Origin of the sequence: Robinsoniella peoriensis (assembly GCF_000797495.1) — a bacterium.
Classification (GTDB): domain Bacteria; phylum Bacillota; class Clostridia; order Lachnospirales; family Lachnospiraceae; genus Robinsoniella; species Robinsoniella peoriensis.
In genome coordinates, this window is the sequence record NZ_JTGN01000011.1 from 217814 (window position 1) to 242571 (window position 24758).

Annotated in this window: 19 protein-coding genes; 1 reads left to right on the forward strand and 18 read right to left on the reverse strand. The window is 33.6% G+C overall.

Translation table 11 applies throughout. The features are described 5' to 3' along the window. Window positions 1-23: 23 nt before the first annotated feature. From QR40_RS21335 to QR40_RS21370, 8 genes are all read right to left on the reverse strand, one after another. On the reverse strand, window positions 24-533 hold the full coding sequence (locus QR40_RS21335; RefSeq protein ID WP_044296679.1) for a GNAT family N-acetyltransferase: 510 nt from the start codon (window positions 531-533) through the stop codon (window positions 24-26). A gap of 66 nt (window positions 534-599) precedes the next feature. After that, on the reverse strand, window positions 600-2372 hold the full coding sequence (locus tag QR40_RS21340) for a hypothetical protein (protein WP_044296680.1): 1773 nt from the start codon (window positions 2370-2372) through the stop codon (window positions 600-602). Between the two features lie 15 nt (window positions 2373-2387). Continuing rightward, a complete protein-coding gene (locus QR40_RS21345; RefSeq protein WP_044296681.1) occupies window positions 2388-3803 on the reverse strand; it encodes an oligosaccharide flippase family protein in 1416 nt (471 codons plus the stop codon). Window positions 3804-3810: 7 nt separating this feature from the next. Then, a complete protein-coding gene (locus QR40_RS21350) occupies window positions 3811-4908 on the reverse strand; it encodes a DegT/DnrJ/EryC1/StrS family aminotransferase (RefSeq protein ID WP_044296682.1) in 1098 nt (365 codons plus the stop codon). Then, window positions 4909-5328: a sugar 3,4-ketoisomerase gene (locus QR40_RS21355; RefSeq protein WP_044296683.1), complete on the reverse strand. Its 420-nt coding sequence runs from the start codon at window positions 5326-5328 to the stop codon at window positions 4909-4911. A gap of 47 nt (window positions 5329-5375) precedes the next feature. After that, window positions 5376-6542: a glycosyltransferase gene (locus tag QR40_RS21360; protein ID WP_044296684.1), complete on the reverse strand. Its 1167-nt coding sequence runs from the start codon at window positions 6540-6542 to the stop codon at window positions 5376-5378. 9 nt (window positions 6543-6551) lie between these two features. Beyond that, window positions 6552-10313 carry a hypothetical protein gene (locus tag QR40_RS21365; protein WP_044296685.1) on the reverse strand — a complete coding sequence of 1254 codons (3762 nt, stop codon included), beginning with the start codon at window positions 10311-10313 and terminating at the stop codon, window positions 6552-6554. 52 nt (window positions 10314-10365) lie between these two features. After that, window positions 10366-10989, reverse strand: coding sequence for a DapH/DapD/GlmU-related protein (locus QR40_RS21370; RefSeq protein WP_081999007.1), 624 nt, complete (start codon window positions 10987-10989; stop codon window positions 10366-10368). Between the two features lie 137 nt (window positions 10990-11126). On the opposite strand from QR40_RS21370, the gene QR40_RS30135 reads away from it, so the two are divergent. Further along, entirely contained in the window at window positions 11127-12155 is a 1029-nt protein-coding gene (locus tag QR40_RS30135; protein WP_052430981.1) for a glycosyltransferase family 2 protein, read from the forward strand. Here the strand turns inward: QR40_RS30135 and QR40_RS21380 are convergent. The 10 genes from QR40_RS21380 to QR40_RS21425 form a co-directional block, all read right to left on the reverse strand. After that, complete coding sequence (locus tag QR40_RS21380; protein WP_044296686.1) at window positions 12152-13024, reverse strand: glycosyltransferase; 873 nt, start codon at window positions 13022-13024, stop codon at window positions 12152-12154. The genes QR40_RS30135 and QR40_RS21380 overlap by 4 nt on opposite strands. Window positions 13025-13060: 36 nt before the next feature. Further along, window positions 13061-14509, reverse strand: coding sequence for a glycosyltransferase family protein (locus QR40_RS21385; protein ID WP_152614257.1), 1449 nt, complete (start codon window positions 14507-14509; stop codon window positions 13061-13063). A gap of 9 nt (window positions 14510-14518) precedes the next feature. Continuing rightward, window positions 14519-15532 carry a glycosyltransferase family 2 protein gene (locus QR40_RS21390; protein WP_044296688.1) on the reverse strand — a complete coding sequence of 338 codons (1014 nt, stop codon included), beginning with the start codon at window positions 15530-15532 and terminating at the stop codon, window positions 14519-14521. Between the two features lie 93 nt (window positions 15533-15625). Beyond that, window positions 15626-16936 (reverse strand): UDP-glucose dehydrogenase family protein, encoded by a 1311-nt coding sequence (locus QR40_RS21395; protein WP_044296689.1) that lies wholly within the window; start codon window positions 16934-16936, stop codon window positions 15626-15628. Between the two features lie 413 nt (window positions 16937-17349). After that, window positions 17350-18948, reverse strand: a complete 1599-nt coding sequence (locus tag QR40_RS21400; RefSeq protein WP_044296690.1) for an aldolase catalytic domain-containing protein — start codon at window positions 18946-18948, stop codon at window positions 17350-17352. 207 nt (window positions 18949-19155) lie between these two features. Continuing rightward, window positions 19156-20913 (reverse strand): glycosyltransferase family 2 protein, encoded by a 1758-nt coding sequence (locus QR40_RS30140; protein WP_052430982.1) that lies wholly within the window; start codon window positions 20911-20913, stop codon window positions 19156-19158. A gap of 176 nt (window positions 20914-21089) precedes the next feature. Continuing rightward, the gene (locus QR40_RS21410; protein ID WP_044296691.1) at window positions 21090-21740 is read right to left on the reverse strand and encodes an HAD hydrolase-like protein; all 651 of its coding nucleotides are present in this window, start codon (window positions 21738-21740) and stop codon (window positions 21090-21092) included. A gap of 8 nt (window positions 21741-21748) precedes the next feature. Next, window positions 21749-22486: a 3-deoxy-manno-octulosonate cytidylyltransferase gene (locus QR40_RS21415; RefSeq protein WP_027296784.1), complete on the reverse strand. Its 738-nt coding sequence runs from the start codon at window positions 22484-22486 to the stop codon at window positions 21749-21751. Continuing rightward, entirely contained in the window at window positions 22483-23394 is a 912-nt protein-coding gene (locus QR40_RS21420; protein WP_027296783.1) for a 6-hydroxymethylpterin diphosphokinase MptE-like protein, read from the reverse strand. Before QR40_RS21420 ends, QR40_RS21415 begins: the two co-directional genes overlap by 4 nt. 71 nt (window positions 23395-23465) lie before the next feature. Beyond that, window positions 23466-24746, reverse strand: a complete 1281-nt coding sequence (locus QR40_RS21425; protein WP_052378049.1) for a CDP-glycerol glycerophosphotransferase family protein — start codon at window positions 24744-24746, stop codon at window positions 23466-23468. Window positions 24747-24758: the final 12 nt, after the last annotated feature.

Sequence of the window (24758 nt, forward strand, 5' to 3'; positions counted from 1 at the left end):
CTCATATATTGATTTAATAAATATTACAACTCATTTTCCCATTCTGATCTTAATAATCTTAACCACAAAACATCACGGTATTTTCCATGTAAATAAAAATGCTCTTTCCATATTCCTTCTTTGATAAAACCAATTTTCTCATAAAACCTTAAAGCCCGTTTATTATCACATAAAACATCCAAATAAATTCTATTTAATTGCAAATCATCAAAAGCAATACGTAAAATATCTTTTGTGGCTTCTTTAGCAAGACCTTTTCCAATTGAGCACTTCCTAAAAGATACTGCATATTCTGCAGTAGCATCCCTTTTGTTAATATTCTTGAGACTGATTGTCCCCATATATTCATCCATATTATTACATACCGCATAATGAATATTATTCAAATCTGACTCAGATTTTTTTATAAATAACTCACAATCTTCTAATCTCATATTAGCAAAATCATTTCTTAAATAATACGTAACATCGCTATCATGCATCCATTCCAACATAAAAGGAGCATCCTTTTTATTCAATTTTCTAAGTATCATACATAAATCTCCATATTCAATATAAAATCAATCAATTATTAGATATAAAAACTCTATTAAATGGGTTTATTTGCTGTCAAAAAAAAGAGTAAAAACATTTGTATTTCCAATAATTTCATATTTTGTTGCCAGCTTATCAAAAACTTTTGAGTTATTATCCATTACCAAAAAAAGATCACTTCTATCTTTATAATCAATTACTTCTTTTTCATTTATAATTTCTATGGTGTTACCAGGAAAATAAAATTGTAAATATTTTATATTAATATCACCTGAACTGGAAGCCTCATCATTAGAATCCTTTATATAAGCGATTTTATAATCATCCTTTTGATTGCTTTTTATTAGTTCAATAATTCGACCAATATTATTTTGTGCCTCTTCTTGTTGATAAAGAGCACCTGAAAAACTGGATAACCACCCCCAGGAAACTATTACAAGGAAGAAAGTAATCAGAAAATTATAAATTGCATTTTTATTTTTTCCTGTATTTATAATCCATATAATGCAACCCGGCAATAATAAAAGCAAAGTAATATAAAAAGAAAGATTTGGTACATCAGATGCATATTTAAAGAAAAAATAAATAGTTGATGAACAAAATCCATTAAATATTTTAGAATTTGCCTCTATAAATCCTGTATTTACAACAAAAGATAAAATCAACAAAATAAGAATCTGAGGTATGACAAATCTTTTCGACTTTTGACTTACAATCAAATCTGTCAAACCATAAAATATTATTAAACCAAAAGCAGGCTCCATATATCTTCCATAGACTAATACATCCAATCTTCCTGCATTATTATACATTGAAATTGCATCAATTACAAAGAGAGAAAGAAAAGCCAAAAATGCAAATAAAGAAACTAATTGATTATTATTATATTTCTTAAATTTTGTCTTAAATAAATTAATTATAAGTAATAGCACATCTCCACCTAGTACCCATAAACCTCCTAAGCCAATGAGTAAAGTGGAAACTCCAATGTAGTAAAATTTTCCTGCAATACTTTGTAAAAAGTTTAAAAACCCATTCTTTGTAAATAAAATAGAATGTAATTTACCTGCCTGCCCCCCAAAATCATTCATAGATGCTAATTCAGGATTCGTAAAAACATTAGCTATAATATTGGTTTTAACTATATTTCCAAAAATAAATAAAGTTGCAAATATAACAAATGAACTTAACAGTACTTTTTTATTTACTTTTTTACTTAAACTATTAAATATAATTAATACCAAATACACCAATACTACCCCAATCATTCTTTGGTGAACAAAATACATATAAACAGCAACTAATATTCCCGTTGCATAATTCCAAAATTTTGCTTTTTCTACGTTTAAAATAAAAATATAGAAAAGTAGCCACACTAGCAAATATAATAATGTCTCAGACCACGCAACTTGAGCTTGAATAATATTATTGGTATAAAACGTTATTGCAAAGCAAATAAAATAAGACTTCAGCTCAGAGATTTGAGGATACAGTTTTTTCATACAGCAAATTGAAATGATATAACTGGCAAGAATAAACAGCGCATTAAATATTATTGCAATATGATACATAGCCGTAGGTGTTATATTCAGCCAATATAAAGGAACCAGTAGCAAACTATAACCAAATGCATAATATGGTGCGGTCGGCAAAAGTCCAGACCAAGTATGACCAGCTATATGTGAAGCTATACCCCAATATCCAAATTCATCATTTATAACTACTATTCCATTTAATTTAGCGATATCTTTTAAAAAAAAGAATAATAAAAATAAACATAACCCGGACAATATAATATGATTTGATTTGATTTTATTAATATTACAAAAACTTTGCATAAATCTCCTTCAATATTACTTTTTCTTTTTAAATAGAAATTTCAATTCATTACGGTATAAATAAATCATGATACCAATTACGCTAATTGCTAAAGTACCACTTATTAAAACGCTATTTTTAAAAACTAGTCTCCATAACACACTATAAATAACCACTATCATTGTACATGTAAAAAATTTGTTTGAAATACTAATCAATTCCATTTTCGTTAATACAATAATACAAACAACCACTGATACCACGTAACCAACTAATGTACCTATAGCCGCACCTTCTATTCCTATTGTAGGTATAAGTACAGCATTAATAATAACATTCAGTAATGCTCCACCCAATAAAATAAACATATTCGGCCAAGTCTTTTTAATAATAAGAAATTGATTACAAGCAATCTGAAATAACATCAATAATAAAGGTGCCGCAAATAAGTATGGCGCCACTATAGCTCCTTCCACATACGAACCCGTGAAAATAATCTTAAAACCAAGTTCACTAAATACAGCCATAATAATACTACAAGAAAAAGTAATTATACCCAAATATTCAAATATTTTTGATGTTAATTCGACTTGATCATTATCTTTCATAGTAGAAAAGGCAAAATATTGCCAACCTCCAGCAAAAGCAGTATATATAAGTTGACTAATCTGTCCTATCTTTCCACCTATTGCATAAATACCTGTATAATCAGCACCTATAATTTTGGTTATCATCAGACGATCACTTGAATTAAATATCCAATATATTAGAAAATTAGGAACTAATGGTAACGCTATTACTAACATTTGTTTAATGTATTTAAATTTTATGCTTTTAAAACTGAACCACTTTCTATTTAATACAGCAAAAATAATTTCTGTAAAACAAGCCGATATTACACCAGCCAGTGGCAACGCAATAAGATACATCTTATTTATTAACAAAGGAATAGATATGCTATAAGAAATAATCGGACTTATCGTATTAATTATTAAGAAACGTTTTCTTTGATTATTCATCCTTGTTGGTGCAGAAACAATCGTATTTGTAGATCCAATCAATATACTGATAGCAGATAAAAAAAGCAGATTCATATACTGGGGAGAATCAAAAAATAAATTTGCAAATTGTTTGCGAAACATAATTAATATTCCAAAGATAATAACTGATGTTATAATGGTAAATCCAAATGCACTTGAACATATTGCTTTTTGATATTCTTTATCATCTTTATCAAAAAACATCCGAAACATCGCATCATACATGCCCATTATTGCTAAGGCAGAGCCAAATGATATTACCACAGATGACATATCGTTTAACCCAAAATAAAATGTGTCCGGCATTAGTCTAGTTATTATAGGCAACATTAATAAAGGTACTGCCTTACTTAGTACACTACCTAAGCCATATATCAAAAAATTTTCTAAAAATAATTTAAGTCTGTTCATATCACACCTATTGGAATGTATTCAAAGAATCTATGATATATTGAATGCGTTCTTCTTCCATCCCATAATACATAGGGATACTGATAACTGTTTCTGAAATTTGCTCTGCTATTGGTAAACTTCCCTTTTTTATATTCAGACTTTTATATGCCTCCTGTAAATGAATCGGAATTGGATAATGAATCGTTGTTGCTATCCCCTTACTATTCAGATACATCTCTAAATCATTTCTTCTGTCAGTACGCAAAACAAATAAGTGGTATACATGATCTCGATCCAGATTCTCATTTGGTAATACTAAATGCTCGTTTTGGATACCATTCTTATATTTTGATGCCAACTCTATTCTAAATCTATTCCACTCGTCCAATCTTTTTAATTTAATTCTCAAAATACCTGCCTGAATTTCATCTAACCGTGTATTACTTCCCTGATAAATATGATGATATTTTTCAAGCGAACCATAATTCCCCAATGCTCTTACTTTTTCTGCTAAAGCTTTATCATTTGTGACTACAGCTCCTGCATCTCCCAAGGCTCCCAAGTTTTTTCCTGGATAAAAACTAAAGCCCGCTGCATCCCCTAGACTTCCGGTACGTTTTCCCTTATAACGTGCCCCATGTGCCTGTGCACTATCTTCAATTACTTTAAGATCATACTCTGCAGCAATTTTCATTATCTCATCCATATCCGCAGGGCAGCCGTACAGATGAACAGCAATTATCGCTTTTGTATTCGATGTTACTTTTGCTTCTATTTTAGATGAGTCTATATTATAATTCTCAATATTTGGCTCAACAAATACCGGTGTTGCACCTGTGTAAGATACCGCCAGAGCTGTTGCAATAAAAGTATTTGATGGTACAATAACTTCATCTCCCGCTCCTATGCCATAAGCTCTTAATATTAAATATAATGCGTCCAAACCATTTCCACAACCAACACAATATTCTACTCCGCAGTAATCTGCAAACTCTTTCTCAAATTCCTGTATTTCATTACCCCCAACAAAATAATTCTTATGAAATACTTCTAATAATTTATCTGATATTTCTGTATTTAATTCTTTATGCATCGGTTCAAAAGATACAAATGGTACATTCATTTATTTATCCGCTCCTTTGGTATATTCAGCAATGGTTTTTAAAAATTCATCATAATTTCTTATATAATCTCTTTCATCATAATAATCAGAAGCTAAAACTAGTAGAACTGCATCCTCAGAAAAATCATACATTTCTCTCCACATATTGTTAGCAATATAAAGCCCTTCATATGGTTTCTCAAGAAATACCACTTTTTTCTCTTCACCATTATCTAACAGCACCTTACATGATCCATGGATACAGATCATAATTTGTTCTAAAGACTTATGTGCATGGAAACCCCGATGTACATCTATTCCCGTATCATACATATAATAGACCCTTTTGATTTCAAAAGGAATATCTTTATGTTCCTCCAATGCTACTAATTGTCCACGTTCATCTCCATGCTGTTGAAATGCATACTTTATTACCTGCATAATTTTTCCTCCTTGATAATTACATCGACATACCTCTGCACTATACGCTAATTTTTTAGCGCCTTTTTCAGTACTGCTGCGTATTTCTCTGCTATATTTTTATAATCATACTGCTCTGCTTTTAATCTTGCTTTTTCAGATAACTTGATTCTTAAATTGTCATCTTGAACTAATATACCTAAACGATCGACCAATTGGTTTACATTTTTCTCTTCGACCAAGAAACCTTCTTCTCCGTTTGATATCAAACTGGATATTCCACCAGAATCACTAGCTACACATGGAAGACCTGATGCCATCGCTTCCATTAATACGGTTGGAACACCTTCCGTATCGCCATCTTTTGCTGTTATAGAGGGAGCAACAAAAATATCTGCCGAGGCATATAATACTTTTAGTTCTTCGTGTGTTTTAGCTCCTAAAAACCTAATCTTGTTATTTATTGGTTCAGCCTGCTTTTGAAGTATTCCTCTAAGCGGTCCTTCTCCCACAATAAATAATAACGCATCAATTTCATTCATAGCATCTATCAAATATTTGATTCCCTTTTTCTCTGCAAGTCTTCCAACAAATAGTAATACTTTTTTATCATTTTGTTTAAAATAATTATTAATGGCATATTTTTTACCAAACTTCTCAGTATTACATCCCATAGAAATCACCTCTATGTTTCCCAAATTTGTAATACTTTCCGCTTTACTTTTTAATTCTTCTGAAACGGTTGTGACATAAGATGCTCTCTTTAACGCTCTAGTCTTTAATTTTTTAATAATTCCATGATTCATAGACATAATATCTCCGCCATGTCCGGTTATAATAAAAGGTTTTCTAAAGAAGCTTTGTATTATACCCTGAGGAATAACCCAATGAGCATGCACTATATCATATTCCGGCAACATTTTACTCAACTTAATGAATAATCCTATAAACAAAAATGGTACCAGTAAAATTCTGACCTTTTTTTCTTTTATTCTAGGTACAATAGCACCTGGATAACATAAAGTTTCTAGTTTATGAATAGGAAAATAATGATACCGAATTACATTAACTCCTTCCAATAGCTCATGGTTTTTAGCTCCTTCAGTGGCTGGAACCAGCACTGTAACATCATAATATTTCAATAATGCTTTTGATAAATCTAAAACAAAACGTGGTTCTGTATCGTTCTTCCATCTGGGAAAAGTCGTCCCAGTAACTAATAATTTTTTTTTCATACAATCACCCTAATTTTTTCTCTCTACCCACTGTAATTCTGCAGTAAAATTGCTATCTCCTAGATTTAGTACTTCAACGCTTAATTTACTTATATTTTTCTCCAATATGATTGAGACAGCTTCATTAACTGAATAAACATCCTTAAATAAAGAGTCCTTTACATTATATGTTTTTAATACTTCTTCACTGCTAATTGTCTCTTTAACATCTTTCCTTAAGTGTTTATCCTTAAATGCAGTCTCATCCACCTCGCCTGCATCAATCATATCTTGTATCTTCTCATCAACTTCTTTTTTTATTTCAGAATCAGACTTAATCTGTTTAAATTGAATAACTACATTTGCTTCTTTCTCTAAATCACCTTTAGTCAGATTCAGATATAATTCATAAGTACCTTTTTTTAGATTCTCGATTGTATTTTTATTATCTGCTGATAAATCTGTATTACTAAAACAGCTTACATGTACTTTCCCACCGTTAGATAGCATTTTACCTCCGGCCTCAATAGCGTCATATAACAATTTACCATGACTTGATGCCCATAAAGTATATGCTCCTTCTTGAGCGACAATTGTATACTTTTTAGCCATACCCAGGTTACTGCCATTAAAATTGTATTTTAGTAAAAATACATCTTCTGTAAGATCCAAAACTTCATTTTGAGTTTTGCTATCTATTTTAACACCTTTCAACTCACTTTGCAAATATTCTGTTGATAGCATATTATTATCTATTTCCCTATTCGTTGCAACATAGTAAAGATTTATTGGTATAATACTTTTTTGGGAGACATCAGACAGTAAATTAACCATTTGCTTCAAACCATCTTTCTCTTCTGTCCCTATCATAAGTCTTGTAGATTCCAATTCAAGACCAACTGGTTGCACTTGCAAATCACTTGTACCTACAGTCGTAAATTCATAAGTAACATTGGCTAATTTTGATCTAGCAGCAATAGGTACCTGAAACCTCATTTTAGACTCTTCATTGGTAATATCTCTACCGTATATGGTTTTTTCCACAACGATTGTATCTTTGCTTTTTAATATAATATCCCCTATAGCTTCATCAGGCAATTGCTGGCCATTAACATTTACCTCAAATATATAATTATAATTTCCACTGGGAATTTCTATCGGTTTTTGATAATCATAACCATTTTTTTGCTGGGTTAAAAAACCTCTAATATCCATTACTCTCCCCTGTGATATCACAAAACCATTTTTATCTTTAATGTATTCAATTCTTTTATTATCATTCTTACACATTAAAATATAATCATCATTTCGTGCTATAATTGACAACTCATCCATGTATGAGCTATAATTTTTCCCTTTTGCAAAAAACAAAAAATATTGAGAATTATCGTTATTAATTTCTTCTAAATCTACCTTTTTTACCTGATAATTGGGCAAACTTTCTTTAACATGATCTAATAAATTATTATTATCACCAATACTACCATCATATACAAAACTAATTATACCTTTATCATGACACTCATCATCGATTTTTTTTATCTGATCCAGAATAGAATGGAGATTGTCATAAGAATCCAAACCTACAGTATAATAAGGTGATGTCTTTTGAATATCAATCTGATTTATCGATAGATTATTTGACAAATTATCTGAAATTCTAAAGTGTACATTTTTTCTATCAGAAGCGCTTGATACTCTAATCAATACATCAAATTCTCCTTCATTTCCTAATTCATTTAGATCAAAAAACGCTCTATTCAAAACATCATCTCCATCCAAAACTTCTACATACCCTACCTGATCATCAGATTTACTCTCTGCAGAAATACGAACATTGCACAGATAGGTACCATTTGATAATAAAATATTATTTTCGCTTACCTCTTCATCTTGAATAGTATTCGAATTATCATTCTCTATATTTTTATTGTCTGGAATGTATTCTCTTACCTTATAAAAAGGAGTAATTCCTTCAGCCACTCCATTCCCCTTTTGAGTAAGTAAAGCAAACGATGCATTTTTCTCCAAAACTGTAAATTCATCCGAGAACTTTGTAATCTTAGTGGACTTTCCAGAAGTTATCAGATACATAATTTTTTTATTTTTTTTATCTTTTCTATATTCTTCATAATTTTTCATAGCAGAGTCATCTTCATCGTTACTATATGGATCAATAATATTTATTTTTCTATCTGGTAATAAAAATTGCAAGCTTGAAATCTTGTCCTCTTGCTCATGATCGCTTTTAATATAATAAATATTACCATCATAAGGATTATACTTCAATAACTCTGCAATCTGCATACTATCCTTTTTATCTTCACTAATTCTGTCTAAAATCAAAGTAGTATCCAAGTAATTGGTTATGACAATGCAAACCACGGCAATTAAGAGTACGGACAAAAAACAGCTTAACTTCCTCAATAAAATAATAGTATAATTTTGTTTATATAGATATAAACTTATATATGCAATAATAATTGCCATAATAGCACCTGGAAACAATGCACTTGAAAAGCTTACATCTTTATGATAAAACAAGGATAATATACCACAATTATATTCATCTACTGACATATTCCCAACTGTTTTCATTATACTGGCAAGCGTAAATGTACTTACAATAAAGATCATAGAATATATAATCATCTCTTTCAACCAGCTTTTGTTATCCAATACCTTTAATATACCATATAATATAATAGGTCCGGAAATAACCTGAAGATCTCTAATATTAACTAAAGAATCAATAGTATTATTTGAAAGATCATATGAACAAGAAAAATATAGCATACTGATAAATACAAAGCCTAAAAACACAACAATCAAGTTATTCTTATCATCTGTTTGTTTATCAGCTATTATTTTTTTATATACACAAAAGATCCCTGGCATAATAAACAAAAAAGAACTTATTCCTAATGCATATAATTTAGCTAATAACTGCTGAAGAAAGCCCACGACGCCAAAATCATTCCATCCTTTTACCATGCCATTTATTAATACCAGTAAACTATTATCAATAAGCCTATTATCATCATAACCAATTAACTTCAACCAGTATTTCTCTATTAGGCTTATAATTACAATTCCTAATATAAGTTCAAATCCCAGCAAAGCACTCTGCCTTTCATTAATCACCTTATTCTTATATAAAATTATAATAGCCAGTCCTATACCAATTATCAAAGTAATAAAAGAACTTTTTATAGCTACTGAAAGAATAGCTGTTACACCCAACAAAATAATCTTATAATTAGTTACACGATCCATTATAGATATATACAGCCATATGATTACCCAGAAAAGAAATAACAGTAATATATCTGGAACTGATAACGATCGCACAATTGAATATCCTGGATAAAGAATAAGCAAAAAACAGATAAATAGAATTTTAATATGACTAATATCTGGAAATAAACGATAGGAAACTCTGACGGATATTAAAAAAGTACAACATAGTAATACTGCATTTAAAATGATTGCTGCTTTATACATACTGGCAGGTTCCCTAAATATTGCATTCAAAGGCAACAAAATCAAACTATATCCAAAAGAAAAAAGGGATGGATTTGCAGAAATATCAGACCAATTATTGTCAAAAAAAGAAAACATCCCCCCCCATATTCTTGCCTCTTCTTTTACATATATAATTTGATCGTAGTCTTGAATTCTATATAATATAGTTCCTAGTATGATAATGCACATTACAAATTGGATTATCCGAGAAACATTTAATCTGCTCTTTTTATCCTTAATGATAATATGTTTAAATCTTATATTCATATTAGTCCAACTTTCTTCAATATCTGATTTACTCTTGATAACTTCTTAATTTTTATAGATTTCTTATTACTCTGGCTGGAGCCCCTACAGCAACCACATTTTCAGGAATATCTTTTGTAACTACACTATTAGAGCCTATAATAGCTCCACTACCTATTTTTACATTTGGAAGAATTGCAACTCCTTCACCAAGCCAAACATTATTGCCTATCTCTACTGATCCCTTTGAATGTAAATTTCTCTGAACCATCCTTATATCTTTTTCTTCTGCCTTGACCTGTCCATGAGAATGATCAGCTATATATATCTTGCTGCCCATTAAAACATCATCGCCAATAATAACTTTGTTGATAGCACCTATATGACAATCATCCCCAACGGTTACATTATCGCCAATTTTAATTTGTGGTTGATATTTTACATTCTCATATTCATCCCACGCTTCTATACGCAATCTATATCCACACCTAAAATTTCTACCAATATTAATATATTTCCAACCTTTAATTTGAATCGGTGGTTTTATATATATGCCAGCACCAGCAGTGTTAAATTTCCGACTGTAAACTTCACTTAAAACTAATCTATTAAAATATTTTAATCCCCGTATAATTTTTTCTGGATATATATAAGAACAAATATGTGCGATTCTTTTAGCAATATTATCTAAATTCATTTTTTATCTCTTTTCATTATAAAATTTAAACTTGTTTAATAATAACCTCTTAGATTATCAAGAAAGATATAAAACCCTTGTTATGATAAATTTATTATGATAGAATAATCTTATCTTTTTAAATATGCGAGGTATTTATGTATAATCAAACTAATTCAAGCAAAGCTGTTGTAAGTATAATAATTCCTGTATATAATGCAGAATCATATCTGGAAGAATGTCTAGACTCTGTTTTAGCACAATCTTATACAAACCTGGAAATCATATTAGTAAATGATGGTTCTAAAGACACTTCACCAGACATCTGTAAAAAATATGTAGCAAAAGACAGCAGAATAAAATTTCTTTCCAAGGACAATGGGGGTGTTTCCTCTGCAAGAAATCTTGCACTTGATCATGTAACTGGTGATTTTTTAACTTTTATTGATTCTGATGACTTTATTTCTCCACACTTTGTGCGCGAGTTATTAAAAGCTATTCAAAATACGGATGTATCACTTTGCGGATATAATCGCCTTAAAAACAGAAATACTGTTTCGATGGTGCTACCTCAAAATTGTAAAATGACTCGGGAAAAATTATACGAATATACTCTTTGCAGTAATTATATCAGCGGTTATTTATGCACTAAAATGTTTAGAATGTCTATTGTTTCAAAACTTCAGCTTAGATTTAATACAGCTTTAAAAGTAGGCGAGGATATGCTGTGGATAATCCAATATTATAATGCATGTCAAACCGGACACTATGTTAGTCAATCCTTATACAATTACAGATTGAATGAAGTATCAGCTTTACAGAAGATGAAAACTACAGGCATATTTGATCCTAAAAAAATAAGCAACATGGATTCTGCAGATTTAATATGGTGCATTTTAAAACATGAGAATATGAACATTAAAGATCAAGGATCCTATCGAAAAGTCAGAACATCGCTATGGATGCTCTTTAACATGATTTGCTGCAAGTATTATGATAAAAATCTTTTTAAACGTATTAAGCAAAACACCCATGGCCATTTATATCCATTTTTAAAAAGTGATCACTCTGGTGTTTTAGAGAAAATGTCCGGTGTAATCATTTATATCAGTCCAACGATACTTTATTACCTAGGTTTATTAGGATATAAATTATTTCCTGAAATTGTTGCCAAACATCTGAACTAATCCATTAGTTTGGAAAGAATCTTTAATGATTTTAATATATTCTTAGTCACGAAGAGTTCTTTATCAATCTTACATGCAGTATTAGCCGAGGTACTCGCTGATTCTGCATGTATAATTTTTAATGAAGGTGTATACATTGTTACCAATCCATTTTTTTCACATAGATAAGCTATAATATCTTCTTCACAATACATAAAAGTTTCAGGATAAAAACCATAATCAAATCTTTTGATAAAAAGCGGAGAATATATAACGCACGCACCTTGAAGAACTACATGTTTTTGTCTTTGGGAATGATTAATTACTGCTCTGTTTTTCTTATCTCTTTTGTTATAAATTTTCTGTAAAACCGGAGAATTATTACCTTTAGAAAAAAATTTATTTACCTTCAAACAAACATACCAGATGTTTCTGTTTAAAACCCAACGCTTCACCTGATCTTTACTAATTATTTCTGGTCTGTAAGGACTTTGGTGATACCCGTCTATACGTACAATATCTGGTCCTAACAAACCATATTGTTCCTGGGCATACTCTTTTTTGAGAATATTTACGAAATCTGGTTGTTCAAATATTGTATCGTTATTTGCAATTATTATAAAACTTGACCTAAGATTATTTTTCGCATATTTATATCCAAGATTATTTCCTTTCGCAAATCCAAGATTTTTTTCTGATTTAATACAAATAACAGTTTTATTATTAGCATAAAGTTGTTCAACCTCTTTAAAACTATCATCTGGAGATCCATTATCAATAACTATAATTGTATATTTATCATACTCTATATTATTTAGAATTGAATTAATACATTTGATCGTATAGTCATAAACAACATAATGCAAAATCACAAAGCTCACATGTTCCATAGTACTATAATCCTTTCATAAATAGCAAAATATAAATTATTTATGGAATATTTTTTCCTTTAAATTACTAATAATACCAACAATTGTATAAAAAGGAAACCATCTCCACATAATTTTTATTTTCTTAATCCCAAATACTTTGCTATATTCAAAATAGTTCATTCTTTCAAGATATGTTCTCAAAAAAGATTTTGTATCAAACTCCTCTATATTTGTTTGAAATTTTGTCTTTTTTTCCTTTAAGAGCAGTAATAATTGTTCTTCAAATTCTTCCGGTAATATCAATTGATGTTTAATTTTACTTTTTTGCTCTTGTAGAAAAACATCATCATCCAGAAGATGATCCACCATACTATACAATTCATTTACAGATGTAAACTCAATACTTAGCTCTTCTGGATAAAGTAAAACACCCGTTGAACATTCATCATAAATAAGTGTAATTGGTAATGTATTTGCAGCTATAGCATATTGGGACATTAATCCGCCAATCATTGGATAAGTACTGAGATATAAAGTGACATTTTTCATTACAGCAAATAAGTCACTTCTTTCCGATATCCAATATACTCTTTCTGGATATTCTTCCTGTATTTTTCTAAGTTCTCGTCCATCACCCGTACCAGCATACAAAAATATAACATCCGAATGTTTTTTTAAAATATGAAGAACTATTTTATAATATAGATTATCTGCTCCTAACGTCTTGTATAGTGATCCCCCAGAAAAAACAATCTTCTTATCCTCTTTTAAAAATGGAAACCCCTGAAACTCAACTGTGTCATCAATCATTGGATAAAAAGGCAGTTTGATTATCTTATTTGCACAGATTTTTCTCTTGTAACGTGAAACAGATGCACCATAATCTCTAAATTCAATAAAATAGTCACAGGATTTTTTCCCTAGCCAAAAAGCATGATCCGTTAAGTTTATCAGAAACCTGTCAATACTTCCTTCCAGCCCAGTGCATGCAGTGATTCCTATCAAATCGTAAGGAGTTGTATACAATAAAATTTTAGATATACTTTCCTTTTCTACGACACTATTAATCGTCTTAATACTTCGAATTATATTCTTTTCAGTAATAAATATTATTTTATTATTTTTATTTTTCTTTAGTTCTTTAGAGATGCCAGGTATAAAATCCTTTCTATTGTCAAGTGTCACATACACGATATCAAACTTTAGGTTTACCAGGGCCCTCACATAAATGAGTGCTAATCCACGATTATCTAGTCCAAAACCATCATAGAAAAGGATGCTTTTTTCTTTTTTTGGAAATGATTTTTCTACGGTACCAATATTATGTGCTATTTTATAGATTATTTTTTCAACATCATCATCATCATAACATTGATTTAACGCATACATATATCTTCCAAAAAAAGTGATTGCCTTTAAAGCTCCTTCTAAATCGTTTTTGCTCATATAATGCATTATTATCTGTTTCATTTTTTCACTATCTTTTTCGATTCGCCTCTCCATGAGCATGTATTACGCCCTTTCCTTTACATCATCTCTTAATACTGTACAACTTTCTTCCTTACAATTGGAATTTTTTTCATCGCATTTATCATAATCCAACTTTCTTACATGATATTGAATATCCTCTAATAACTTCCGATTCCCGGAAATGATATCGGCCTGCAAACCTACAATGCCTGTCATAACACCTAAAATAATCATCATACTGGCTAAAATAAGGGATTGTGTATGGCCACGACCTCCATCTATTATGAAGAAATAAATAAATCTAATACCAATCGCAACTCCTATAAAAGAAAGAATACTACCGATAATCGTAAAGAAATACAACGGCCGATACATCATAAACGCCCGCACAATCGTCAGCATAGACTTCTTCACATACCCAAACATACTGCTAAACAATCTCGACGGTCTGAGTTCTCCATTCGTTCTAATTGGTACAGAAGTACAAGCCATCTTATTTCTCCCAGCCTGTACAATCGTTTCTAATGTATACGTATACTCATTAATAACGTTCATCCGCAGCGCAGCTTCCCTGCTATATGCACGAAATCCACTTGGTGCGTCCGGAATATCCGTCTTAGAAGCCTTACGAACAACCCAGCTTCCAAAATGCTGCAGTCTTTTCTTTAACGGCGAAAAATGTTCCGTATTATCAATCGGTCTTTCCCCAATAACAATATCTGATTCCCCATCCAATATCGGTCTTACCAGTTTTTCAATATCTTCCCCGCAATACTGATTATCAGCATCTGTATTAACAATTATGTCCGCACCATGTCTAAGACAGGCATCCAGGCCTGCCATAAAGCCTTTTGCAAGTCCTTTGTTTCTTTTGAAATTCACTACATAGTGAACCCCCCAGTTTTTTGCAACTTCTACCGTATTGTCCTTGCTTCCATCGTTTATAATTAAATATTCAATCTCATCGATGCCGTCAATCTGTTTCGGCAAGTCATTCAGTGCAATTTCTAAGGTTTGTGCTTCGTTATAACATGGAATCTGAATAATCAATTTCATAATTATTTATCAACCCTTCCTTTGTTCTCTTTTTCTCTTTCAACCACCCAAAAAACGGATATCTGCAAAAACGGATATCCGTAATTTCTTGTCCTACATTAACTCACTATTCACTGTTTTACGGCCGATCGAATTATATACTATTTTTGTATCTGCAAACGCATCTAAGGAATAACAATTTCTTCCATCTAATACGATAGGTTTTCTCATGAGTTGTTCGTACTTCTTTATATCAAATTTCTTTACTTCATCCCACTCGGTAAAGATAAAGCAGATATCCGCATCTTTTAAAGTCTCTTCGATGCTTGAACAATAATCAACTTTCTTTGGATAGAGCTTTTTAAAATTCTCAGCTCCTACCGGATCCCAGGCTTTCACATGGGCACCGTCTTCCAGAAGGATAGGAACATTCACAAGTGAAGCTGCTTCCCTCAGATCATCGGTTCCAGGCTTAAAGGTAAGACCCAATACTGCCACATTAAGATCTGTGAAGTCTTCATAATATTTTTTTGCTTTTTTCACCAGTTTTAATTTCTGGTTTTCATTTACATCAATGGCCGCTCTGATTGTCTTTATTTCGTTGTCATTAAAACTTGCCAGCCAGCTTAAGGCTTTTGTATCTTTTGGGAAACAAGAACCTCCATAACCGATTCCGGAGTTTAAGAACCGCTTTCCTATACGGGCATCATATCCCATTCCTTTTGTAACATCTTCAATATCTGCACCTACGATTTCGCAGAGGTTAGCGATCTCATTTACATATGAGATCTTCAATGCAAGGAAATCATTGGATGCATATTTTATCATCTCTGCACTTCTTCTATCTGTAACAATAATCGGTGCATCGAATTTTTCATAGACATTTTTTAAAACTTCACCGGCTTTTTCATCTTCCACACCGATGACAATACGGGATGCATGAAGTGTATCCAAAACTGCGGTTCCCTGAGATAAAAATTCAGGATTAGACGCTATATCTACTTTGACATCATGTACCAAACGCTCCCGAAGATAGGATTCCACCTTGTCGTTGGTACCAATCGGAACAGTAGATTTTACTACAACTACACAATCCCGTTCTACGGATTGCGCGATCTGTTTTACTACTTTAAAGACATAAGCCAGATTTGCGGAACCATCCTGTTTTTCCGGAGTTCCCACGCCAATAAAAATGGCCTCCGCATCCTTATATGCAGCGCCATAGTCCGTTGTAAACTGCAGATGATCCATGCTTTGCTGCATTAATTCATCCAGTCCAGGCTCATAGATAGGGGATATCCCCTTTTTCATTTTTTCAACTTTTTCTTCATCAATATCAACACAAGTTACATCATGTCCTTTACTCGCCAGGCACACACCTGTGACAAGGCCGACATAACCGGTTCCTGCAACTGCAATTTTCATTTTATCTTCTCCGCATAATATTCACAATATAGTGTTTAAATTATATCATATGTTTTAAAATTTTACCACCCTATATAAGGTTATTTTTTACATATTTTTTGCTAATTTTGACATTCTGAGGCATTTTAGTTCATACTTTTATAATATTTGATTCATATTTCACGCTAAAGGCAGATCAAAAAAGTACTGTTTCTATTTAAATAGGACACGCTCCAAGGCCCATCTACCTGATTCAGAACAAGCCGTTCTCCGGGCATATCTCTTCTCATTGAAAGAGCTATCAGGTCAAATCACCGATAGCTCTTACCTGCATTTTATAACTTTTTCTAATTTCAATAAAATATGTTGTATCAAAATATTCAAAATGCCATTTCGAAAAGAAACTTCTGCACGTTTTTTGTAAAATGATAATTCTATTTCTCATAGAATGTATCTGTTATAAATTCCACAGAGATATGATCATCCATCTTTTTCAGGCAGTCAATCACATACTGGTTCATACTATTTGACTTCTCTTTTTCAATCCTGTATTCCATGCTGGAATTGTAGTAATTATCTTCAATCGGTGAATAGCCATCAAAGCCGGCACATGCCACATGATCTACTTTTACTTTCATCAATGTTTTCAGGAGCATGATAAATGCATTATCAATAATCTCAGCATCTTCATCTACCAGTGAACTATAGTTTAAGGTGTAGTCAAAGCTCCCTTTTGTATTCGTTACGTTTGATGTGGCAATTACCTTGGTATCACGGTTCTTATACTCTGTGATCACGCTGTTCAGCTGAACATACCTTCTTGAATTGCTTAGGAATACGTAATCAACCATAAGGGCTCCCGGTATATAATTTGTAGAGATGACAACCGGATGATTTGCTTCAATATAAGCTTTGATTTTTTCTTCCTGAGCCTGGACATTTTTACCTGGTCCAACTAACAGAATTTTCTTTCCTGCAAACTGTTCTTCCAGTTTTACCAGATCATCCAGATCATTACATTCTGAATTCTGATACTGATTATACAGATGTTCAATATGCTTCTGATCGTATAATAATTTCTTTTCAAATTCAATGCTGTCCAGTATTTCATTTAAGGACTTCAGAGATAATGTATGCTTGTCCATTAAATATTTTACATAACTTGGATGGCAGTTATTGGATGCCGACAGATAGAAGAAAAGATTATACCCCCATGGACTCTTTTCATAAATATTCATGATGTTGATATCGATCGCTTCTAACATCTGGCTGATATCATAGTTTTTTCCACAATTGGTATTCAAATACATTGACAGCAATTCCATCGGCGCATTACCAGCACTTTTGCCCATTCCATAAAGAGTTGCGTCCACTACTACCATACGGTCTGTGTGAGCTTTCAAAACTTCCATACAGTTGGAATACGCCAGCTGGAAGTTGTTATGGGAATGATATCCTACACCAATTTCCGGAATGAGGTTATGGTCTAATAATTCAAAATAGTGCATCAGATGTTCCTGATGAAGTAATCCATAGGTATCTACAATGGATACTGCGTAAGGTTTTAACTCATTTACGAGATCGATAAGATCCAGCATTTCTCTGTCTGAGTAACTTGTAATCGAAACTGCCTGGGTAAATACCTGATAGCCCAATTCTTTTACCTGACGGCAGAACGCAATTGCTTCATGCATCAGATGTTTTTTAAAGATTACCCGGATACCATCCAGATAACTGTCCTTGCAGGGAGACAGATTTTCTATTCCGCAGGTTCCGAAATCGATCATTCCAACAACCATTGCCTGTCTTCTGTCAAGCCCGCCATAGATTTTTTCTACGCAGTCCGTGTTCGGCATGATGGTACGGTCGATATCAAACTCGTGTCTTTCATCCAGGAATCCGACTTCGATCATGTCTACATTTGTGCTGACCAGTCTTTCAAATAAACTCACAATGTTGTCATGTCCAAATCTCCAGTCATTAACATAACCACCGTCACGTAAAGTACAATCTAATAATTTTATATTATTCATTTTATTCTCCTGTTCTTAAAATATATTGACTCTTCAATATATTGTTTTACAAAAACTGATATAGGTTACTGTAATACAGAACCTATTATACAGGTAAATTAGTATTTTGTGAAGTATTTTCCTATTTATGGTCAGCATTCAGACTTTTGATATATTATATTCTGTGCTTTATTCTTTTGCAATGCTGCAAATTTCTACTGATCTATTCTATCTGCTTCCCAAAATCTTCAGACACACGCGCATAATCAATCTTCCAAATCCATTCTTTTTCAACGCATTGCCTACACGGTATTCATCTGTATTCTTTATCTCTTTTAATTCAGCTGTACATTTCTTATATTTTTTCTTAAGCTCATCACACTGCTTTTTTGTTTCTCCATATTTAAACTTCCAATTCTTAATCTGAGTACCCTGCCACGGCACCGGATAATTTGCAATTCCCGCAAGGATTGATTTTGGAATTGTAAATAATTCTTTCGGATTCATGTCAAACTGCGTACATTGACTCAGATCTAATATGGTTCCTTTGACCGGCGTCATTGTTGCCAGTGGTGATAATAATACAAATGGATGTTTTGAATAAGTGGTTCTTCCATTCATCTCTACAGCATACTTCCCTTTAAGCACACTCTCTATCTGTCTTTCCGGATCTGCCTCTGTCTGGGTTTTACAATTGACCAACCCGTTAATTATCTCTTTTATAACAGGGTTGCCCTTTGCTGCGCCAAATACCTTATCTGTAAAATGTTCTTCATCAAAAAAGCTAAAGAATGCCGGATAACAGCGCATACAATCAAATGGTCCATTTATTTTCATGTTGGCGCCAAGATAAAATCCGCCTTCTGCATAAATTTTCTTTAACGCAAAATATCCGACTACCAATTTAAAATTCTTTTGAAGAAATGCCTGCTCTATCATCTGGTTTTCATGCACATCGCAGTTTTGCGGACTTAACACCACTGCCTCCCCCTCTTCACGAAAGGCCTGCTGTGCTGCTTCTGACGCCTGTTCGGATGTGATTTCCTGTGAAAATCCATCCAGATAAATTCTCTTAGGCATTGCCTGCTCTGTTAAGCTCAGATAATAGGTGATTTCCTTATACTTCTCCGGCTTAGCCAGATAGCATGGATTCTTTTCAATCAAAGATGTAAGTGACTTGAAATACGAAAAGAACTCATCCCCAAAATACCACATTGCTTTCGATTTATCAATGGTCTTTTCTGCCATATTCATTACGATTTCATTACGATATTTTGCATCAATATTCTCAATTGCCATTTTTGCAGCTTTTACAAAATCTAAAATTTTCTTTTCTTTTGTGCGGTGTACTGTGGAGTCTTCCCGATCCATCCAGTAATAAACCGGAGCCGGCTCATATCCGACTTTTACAGCCGCTGCGATCAAAATTGGAATATAGGCTACATCCTGGTAAATCATGTCTGCTGTTCCGCCCGTTTTTTCCCAGAGTTCTTTTTTTACCAGAAGGCTCCATAATGTAAATGGTGTAATATCCAGAAGCATACTTTCTTTGGTAACCGGTCCCGGCAGCAATCCCAACAGATATTTTCCGTTACCCCTTACCCGGTAGGAAGCGCCATAGATCAAATCACAATTTTCTTTTTGGGCACGTGCATACATGCGCTCTAAGGAATTCTCGATCATGTAGTCATCTGCATCACAGAACGCAAGATATGTACCTTTTGCTTCTTTAATTGCCAGGTTTCTTGCAATTCCCTGCCCATGGTTTTCCGTATGCAGAACCTGCATGATCTCCGGATATTTCTTTTTGTATTCATCGAGAATCACACCTGAACTATCTGTCGATCCATCATCGATGGCCACTACCTCTATTTCTTTCATGGTCTGGTTTACAGCAGAATCCAGACATCTTCTCAAATATTTTTCCACATTATATACCGGTATAATTACCGAAATCAGTACTTTTTTATCCATTCTTTTATCCATCCTCTTATCTCCCTGACTCATTTATATTTTTCTGTTCCGGAGCCTGTTTGAAAATCGCTTAATTCCGTTCATTCCGCAAACCGCAGCAGATTGTTGCTAATACTTTCCAAACTGGTTCTAACACAAAACCCCGCGAACAGACATCCTTTCGAAAAAGCATGTCTGTCTGCGAGGTTCTATACCCCAAAAAATTCCCTGATGTCCCCAACCGTATCAGCAGAAAACACATACGGATACTCTTTAACATCATCTTCAGTTCTAAATCCAAAACCAAAAGTGACCGCCATAAAATCAACCCCGGCTTCAAAAGCTCCCACTGCATCAGAAGTCGTATCCCCGATCAGGATTCCTTCTTTTGAAAATGCAAGCCCCATGAGGGATTCACAGCGTTGAAGTACATCTTTTTTTGTCATTTTGCTGGCAAAATCTGATCCGCAAATTATGTCACAGTGTTTGCTTATTTGAAAATGTTCTAGTATTTCGATTGCATAGTCTTCTCTTTTCAAGGTAGCAACCCCGATTTTGTAACCATTTAAATGCAGGGCAGTCAGCAAATCATAGATACCCTCATAGGCTTCAGCCAAAAACAGATCATGGTTTTTATACCGATCCCGGAAAATTTCCGTTGCCTGATCGGCTTCTTCTTCTGATAATCCATACTGCTTCATCAATGATTTTTTAATTGGCGGGCCAATAAAAGTGCGCTTTACTTCTTCAGCGAGAGGCTGATAACCCATCTTTTCGATCGTATAGTCCACACTTTTCAGTACGCCTGCTGAAGTGTCCAGCAGGGTGCCGTCCAGGTCAAATATTACAGCTTTATACATAAAAACTCCTATCCTACAATTCCTTCAGCAACCATTAGGTCCTTTACCATTTCCAGATCCTTAGGTGTATCTACAGACACTGTTCTGCAGTCTACATCCACAAATTTCACTTTTTTATGATGTTCGATGTAGCGGATCAGGTCGCACTCCTCTACCTTCTCCAGCAAGCTCTGTGGAGTGGTGACGAAGAAATCCAATGCTTCTTTTGTAAATGCGCAGATTCCAACGAATTTCTTATAATCGAACTCCAGACTCCCCTTTGGATAGGGAAGCGGGCTTCTGGATGTATAAAGGCCGTCGCCTGCTTCGTTTGCAATCATTTTAATATTTGTAAAATCAATAACTTCCGGTCCTGTCTTAATCGTGGTCATTGCATTTGCCACAAAGAATTCCGGTGTGTTTTTCGCTGTTTCCACTACTTTCTCAATTGCCTGGGCTTCGATTAACGGCTCGTCTCCGCCGATAAACACGTAGATATCTGCGGGAATCTTATCGGATACTTCGTGCGTCCGCTCTGTAGGATTGGTGTGCTTTTCACTTGTCATTAGCACCTTGAATCCATATCCCGTGCAGACATCGTAAATTTCCTGATTATCCGTTGCTACATACACTTCATCAAAGTTTCTTACCTTGCTTACCTGCTGATATACCCACCAGATCATTGGTTTGCCATGAAGATCCGCCAATGGTTTTCCCGGAAATCTGCTTGATTTGTATCTTGATGGTATTACTCCTACTACTTTCATGCGTTCACGCCTCCTAGTATGTCACTCAGGTTTACTCTTTCAAATGACTCCAGAGCGCCTCCTCTGGTTGCATTGTAAATCTTGACATCTCTCTCATTTGCAAAATCATTTAATTTATTATAAGCAAAAATCGCTTTCTGCCTGTAATATTCAGATACCTCTTCTTTTGTCAGATCCTGAGCTTTTAATCGGTTCTCAATCCGTTTTACGTCCATCTGTTTCATATCATCACTCAGATAATCTTTGATAAAATGGCTGTCTTTTGCTAAGCTGGATGTACAGTCCACACCAATCAGATAGATTTCTTTAAATCCCATGTAAATGGCAAGTTCTATCATAAATGACATAACCGTAGCACCCGACGGAACATAATATGACAGAAAATTGTTACTGATCTTATAGGGTTCTTTTGCCACATTGTAGACATAGGTGCTGTCCTTCGGCCTTTTTTTCATATAGTGATAAGCAGTAAGATTTACAAAGAAAGGTGCCTCTACATTGTCTGCAATCTCCTCTGACAGATTTTTTGCAAACATCACATCAATAAGGCAATGGTAAGTGGGCCTCCACTCTGTCTGGTCAAATATTTTATAAACCATATTGCAGCCAATCGTTGTCTCATCTTTAATCAGGTCCAGATCGCTGCTTGTTAAGCTCGGACCATTTCCCACCAGAAAGCACCGTTCACCCTGATGCTTATCCTTATAAGACTTTAATCGTTTACTGTTTGCCAACAGACAGATACCTCTGCCGCGAAATACACCTGATAATCGAAAGTAACCTTCTTTTGTTTTCTTAAAAACCAGTTTTATCAGCTTCTTAATACGTCGAAAACCTTTTTTTATGAATCGAATTATCTTTTTCACGCGCCAGCCAATGCCGACTTTCAGTTTTTCTGCGAATCCCATTATTACACCTCTGACTTCTATAATTTCGTAAATGATATCTTCCCTGCATTTCGGATCTGTAAAAATTTATTTTACTTCGCCGGAATACAGATATCCAAAACTTTCTTACTGGTATCAGGTCCATCCAGATAATTAAATTTCTGATTGAATGACTGATATTTTTCATCTACCGTAAAGTTAGCAAACAGATCCGTGATGGCATCCGCAAGCTTGCTTTCTTCCTGAATAATTGGTCCTGGAAGTTCTTCCAGCTCCAGATAGAAGCCGCGGATCTGGTTCATATATTCATCCAGATCATACATATAGAACAATACCGGTCTTTTCAAATTTGCAAAATCAAAAAATGCACTGGAATAATCGGTTATCAGCATATCGCTGACAACATACAGTTCATTGATATCATTATGTTCCGATACGTCCACGATTCTTTCCGGATAGCGGTATTCACCCGTGAATTTATTCAGGTGATGGGTACGGAATAAAATTACGTATTCATCTCCCAGTTTCTCCGCCAGGGCATCCAGATCCACATGCTGCTGATAGAGATATCCCTGTCCTTCCACATACTGATTATCTCTCCAGGTTGGAACGTATAAGATCGCCTTTTTATCCTTCCCGATATGAAGCTGTTCTTTTAAACGCTCCACATCCTGACTGGTGTGTGTGAAAAGAAAATCATTTCTGGGATATCCGGTTTCCAGGAGAATCCCTTCTTTACCGAACCGGGAAATTCCAAAAGAGGTATCAAATTTTTCACTTGCAAACTTAGAAGGAGACAGGAAATAATCCAGCTTCTTCACATGCTGTTTGTATTTATGATAGTTTTCCTTTAGGGAACGTTTTTTATCACTGTCAAATTCAATATCCAGTCCAAGCCTTTTTAAAGGGGTACCATGCCATGTCTGTATGACTACCTGGTCCCTCTTCGGATAAAGATAGTTGGTCACAGATGCATTGCATACCCAGTATTTCGCTTTCGCATGATATTCATAATACTTTTTGGAACGCACTTTTGTAATAAAAGTATTTTTGTTTTCTTTTAAAAACTCAAAATTCTTTGTATTCTTAAACACCCATACAAATTGAAAATCTTTATAAGCTTCATCTGCCAGCATCGCCTCATACAATGCCCTTGGGCTGTCACCATACTGTGAGCCGAAAAACCCCGTAAAGATAACCATATGGCTGTCTGTTGGTGTCTTAATACCATACCAGGTACATTTCAGTCTACGCATCAAATACACATATTTCCGGTAGAATTTTAATACTGCAGGATGATTGCTGCTGCATTTTTTCAGAGTTCTTTTTATTTTACCATGCAGTCTCCCTGCTAAACTTTTGTTCTTTGACATGCCTAATGCCTC

Excerpts from the sequence above, each read along its gene's own strand:
- QR40_RS21335 (WP_044296679.1), bottom strand. The coding sequence starts at position 533 with ATGATACTTAGAAAATTGAATAAAAAGGATGCTCCTTTTATGTTGGAA.
- QR40_RS21340 (WP_044296680.1), bottom strand. The coding sequence starts at position 2,372 with ATGCAAAGTTTTTGTAATATTAATAAAATCAAATCAAATCATATTATA.
- QR40_RS21345 (WP_044296681.1), bottom strand. The coding sequence starts at position 3,803 with ATGAACAGACTTAAATTATTTTTAGAAAATTTTTTGATATATGGCTTA.
- QR40_RS21350 (WP_044296682.1), bottom strand. The coding sequence starts at position 4,908 with ATGAATGTACCATTTGTATCTTTTGAACCGATGCATAAAGAATTAAAT.
- QR40_RS21355 (WP_044296683.1), bottom strand. The coding sequence starts at position 5,328 with ATGCAGGTAATAAAGTATGCATTTCAACAGCATGGAGATGAACGTGGA.
- QR40_RS21360 (WP_044296684.1), bottom strand. The coding sequence starts at position 6,542 with ATGAAAAAAAAATTATTAGTTACTGGGACGACTTTTCCCAGATGGAAG.
- QR40_RS21365 (WP_044296685.1), bottom strand. The coding sequence starts at position 10,313 with ATGAATATAAGATTTAAACATATTATCATTAAGGATAAAAAGAGCAGA.
- QR40_RS21370 (WP_081999007.1), bottom strand. The coding sequence starts at position 10,989 with ATGAATTTAGATAATATTGCTAAAAGAATCGCACATATTTGTTCTTAT.
- QR40_RS30135 (WP_052430981.1), top strand. The coding sequence starts at position 11,127 with ATGTATAATCAAACTAATTCAAGCAAAGCTGTTGTAAGTATAATAATT.
- QR40_RS21380 (WP_044296686.1), bottom strand. The coding sequence starts at position 13,024 with ATGGAACATGTGAGCTTTGTGATTTTGCATTATGTTGTTTATGACTAT.
- QR40_RS21385 (WP_152614257.1), bottom strand. The coding sequence starts at position 14,509 with ATGGAGAGGCGAATCGAAAAAGATAGTGAAAAAATGAAACAGATAATA.
- QR40_RS21390 (WP_044296688.1), bottom strand. The coding sequence starts at position 15,532 with ATGAAATTGATTATTCAGATTCCATGTTATAACGAAGCACAAACCTTA.
- QR40_RS21395 (WP_044296689.1), bottom strand. The coding sequence starts at position 16,936 with ATGAAAATTGCAGTTGCAGGAACCGGTTATGTCGGCCTTGTCACAGGT.
- QR40_RS21400 (WP_044296690.1), bottom strand. The coding sequence starts at position 18,948 with ATGAATAATATAAAATTATTAGATTGTACTTTACGTGACGGTGGTTAT.
- QR40_RS30140 (WP_052430982.1), bottom strand. The coding sequence starts at position 20,913 with ATGGATAAAAGAATGGATAAAAAAGTACTGATTTCGGTAATTATACCG.
- QR40_RS21410 (WP_044296691.1), bottom strand. The coding sequence starts at position 21,740 with ATGTATAAAGCTGTAATATTTGACCTGGACGGCACCCTGCTGGACACT.
- QR40_RS21415 (WP_027296784.1), bottom strand. The coding sequence starts at position 22,486 with ATGAAAGTAGTAGGAGTAATACCATCAAGATACAAATCAAGCAGATTT.
- QR40_RS21420 (WP_027296783.1), bottom strand. The coding sequence starts at position 23,394 with ATGGGATTCGCAGAAAAACTGAAAGTCGGCATTGGCTGGCGCGTGAAA.
- QR40_RS21425 (WP_052378049.1), bottom strand. The coding sequence starts at position 24,746 with ATGTCAAAGAACAAAAGTTTAGCAGGGAGACTGCATGGTAAAATAAAA.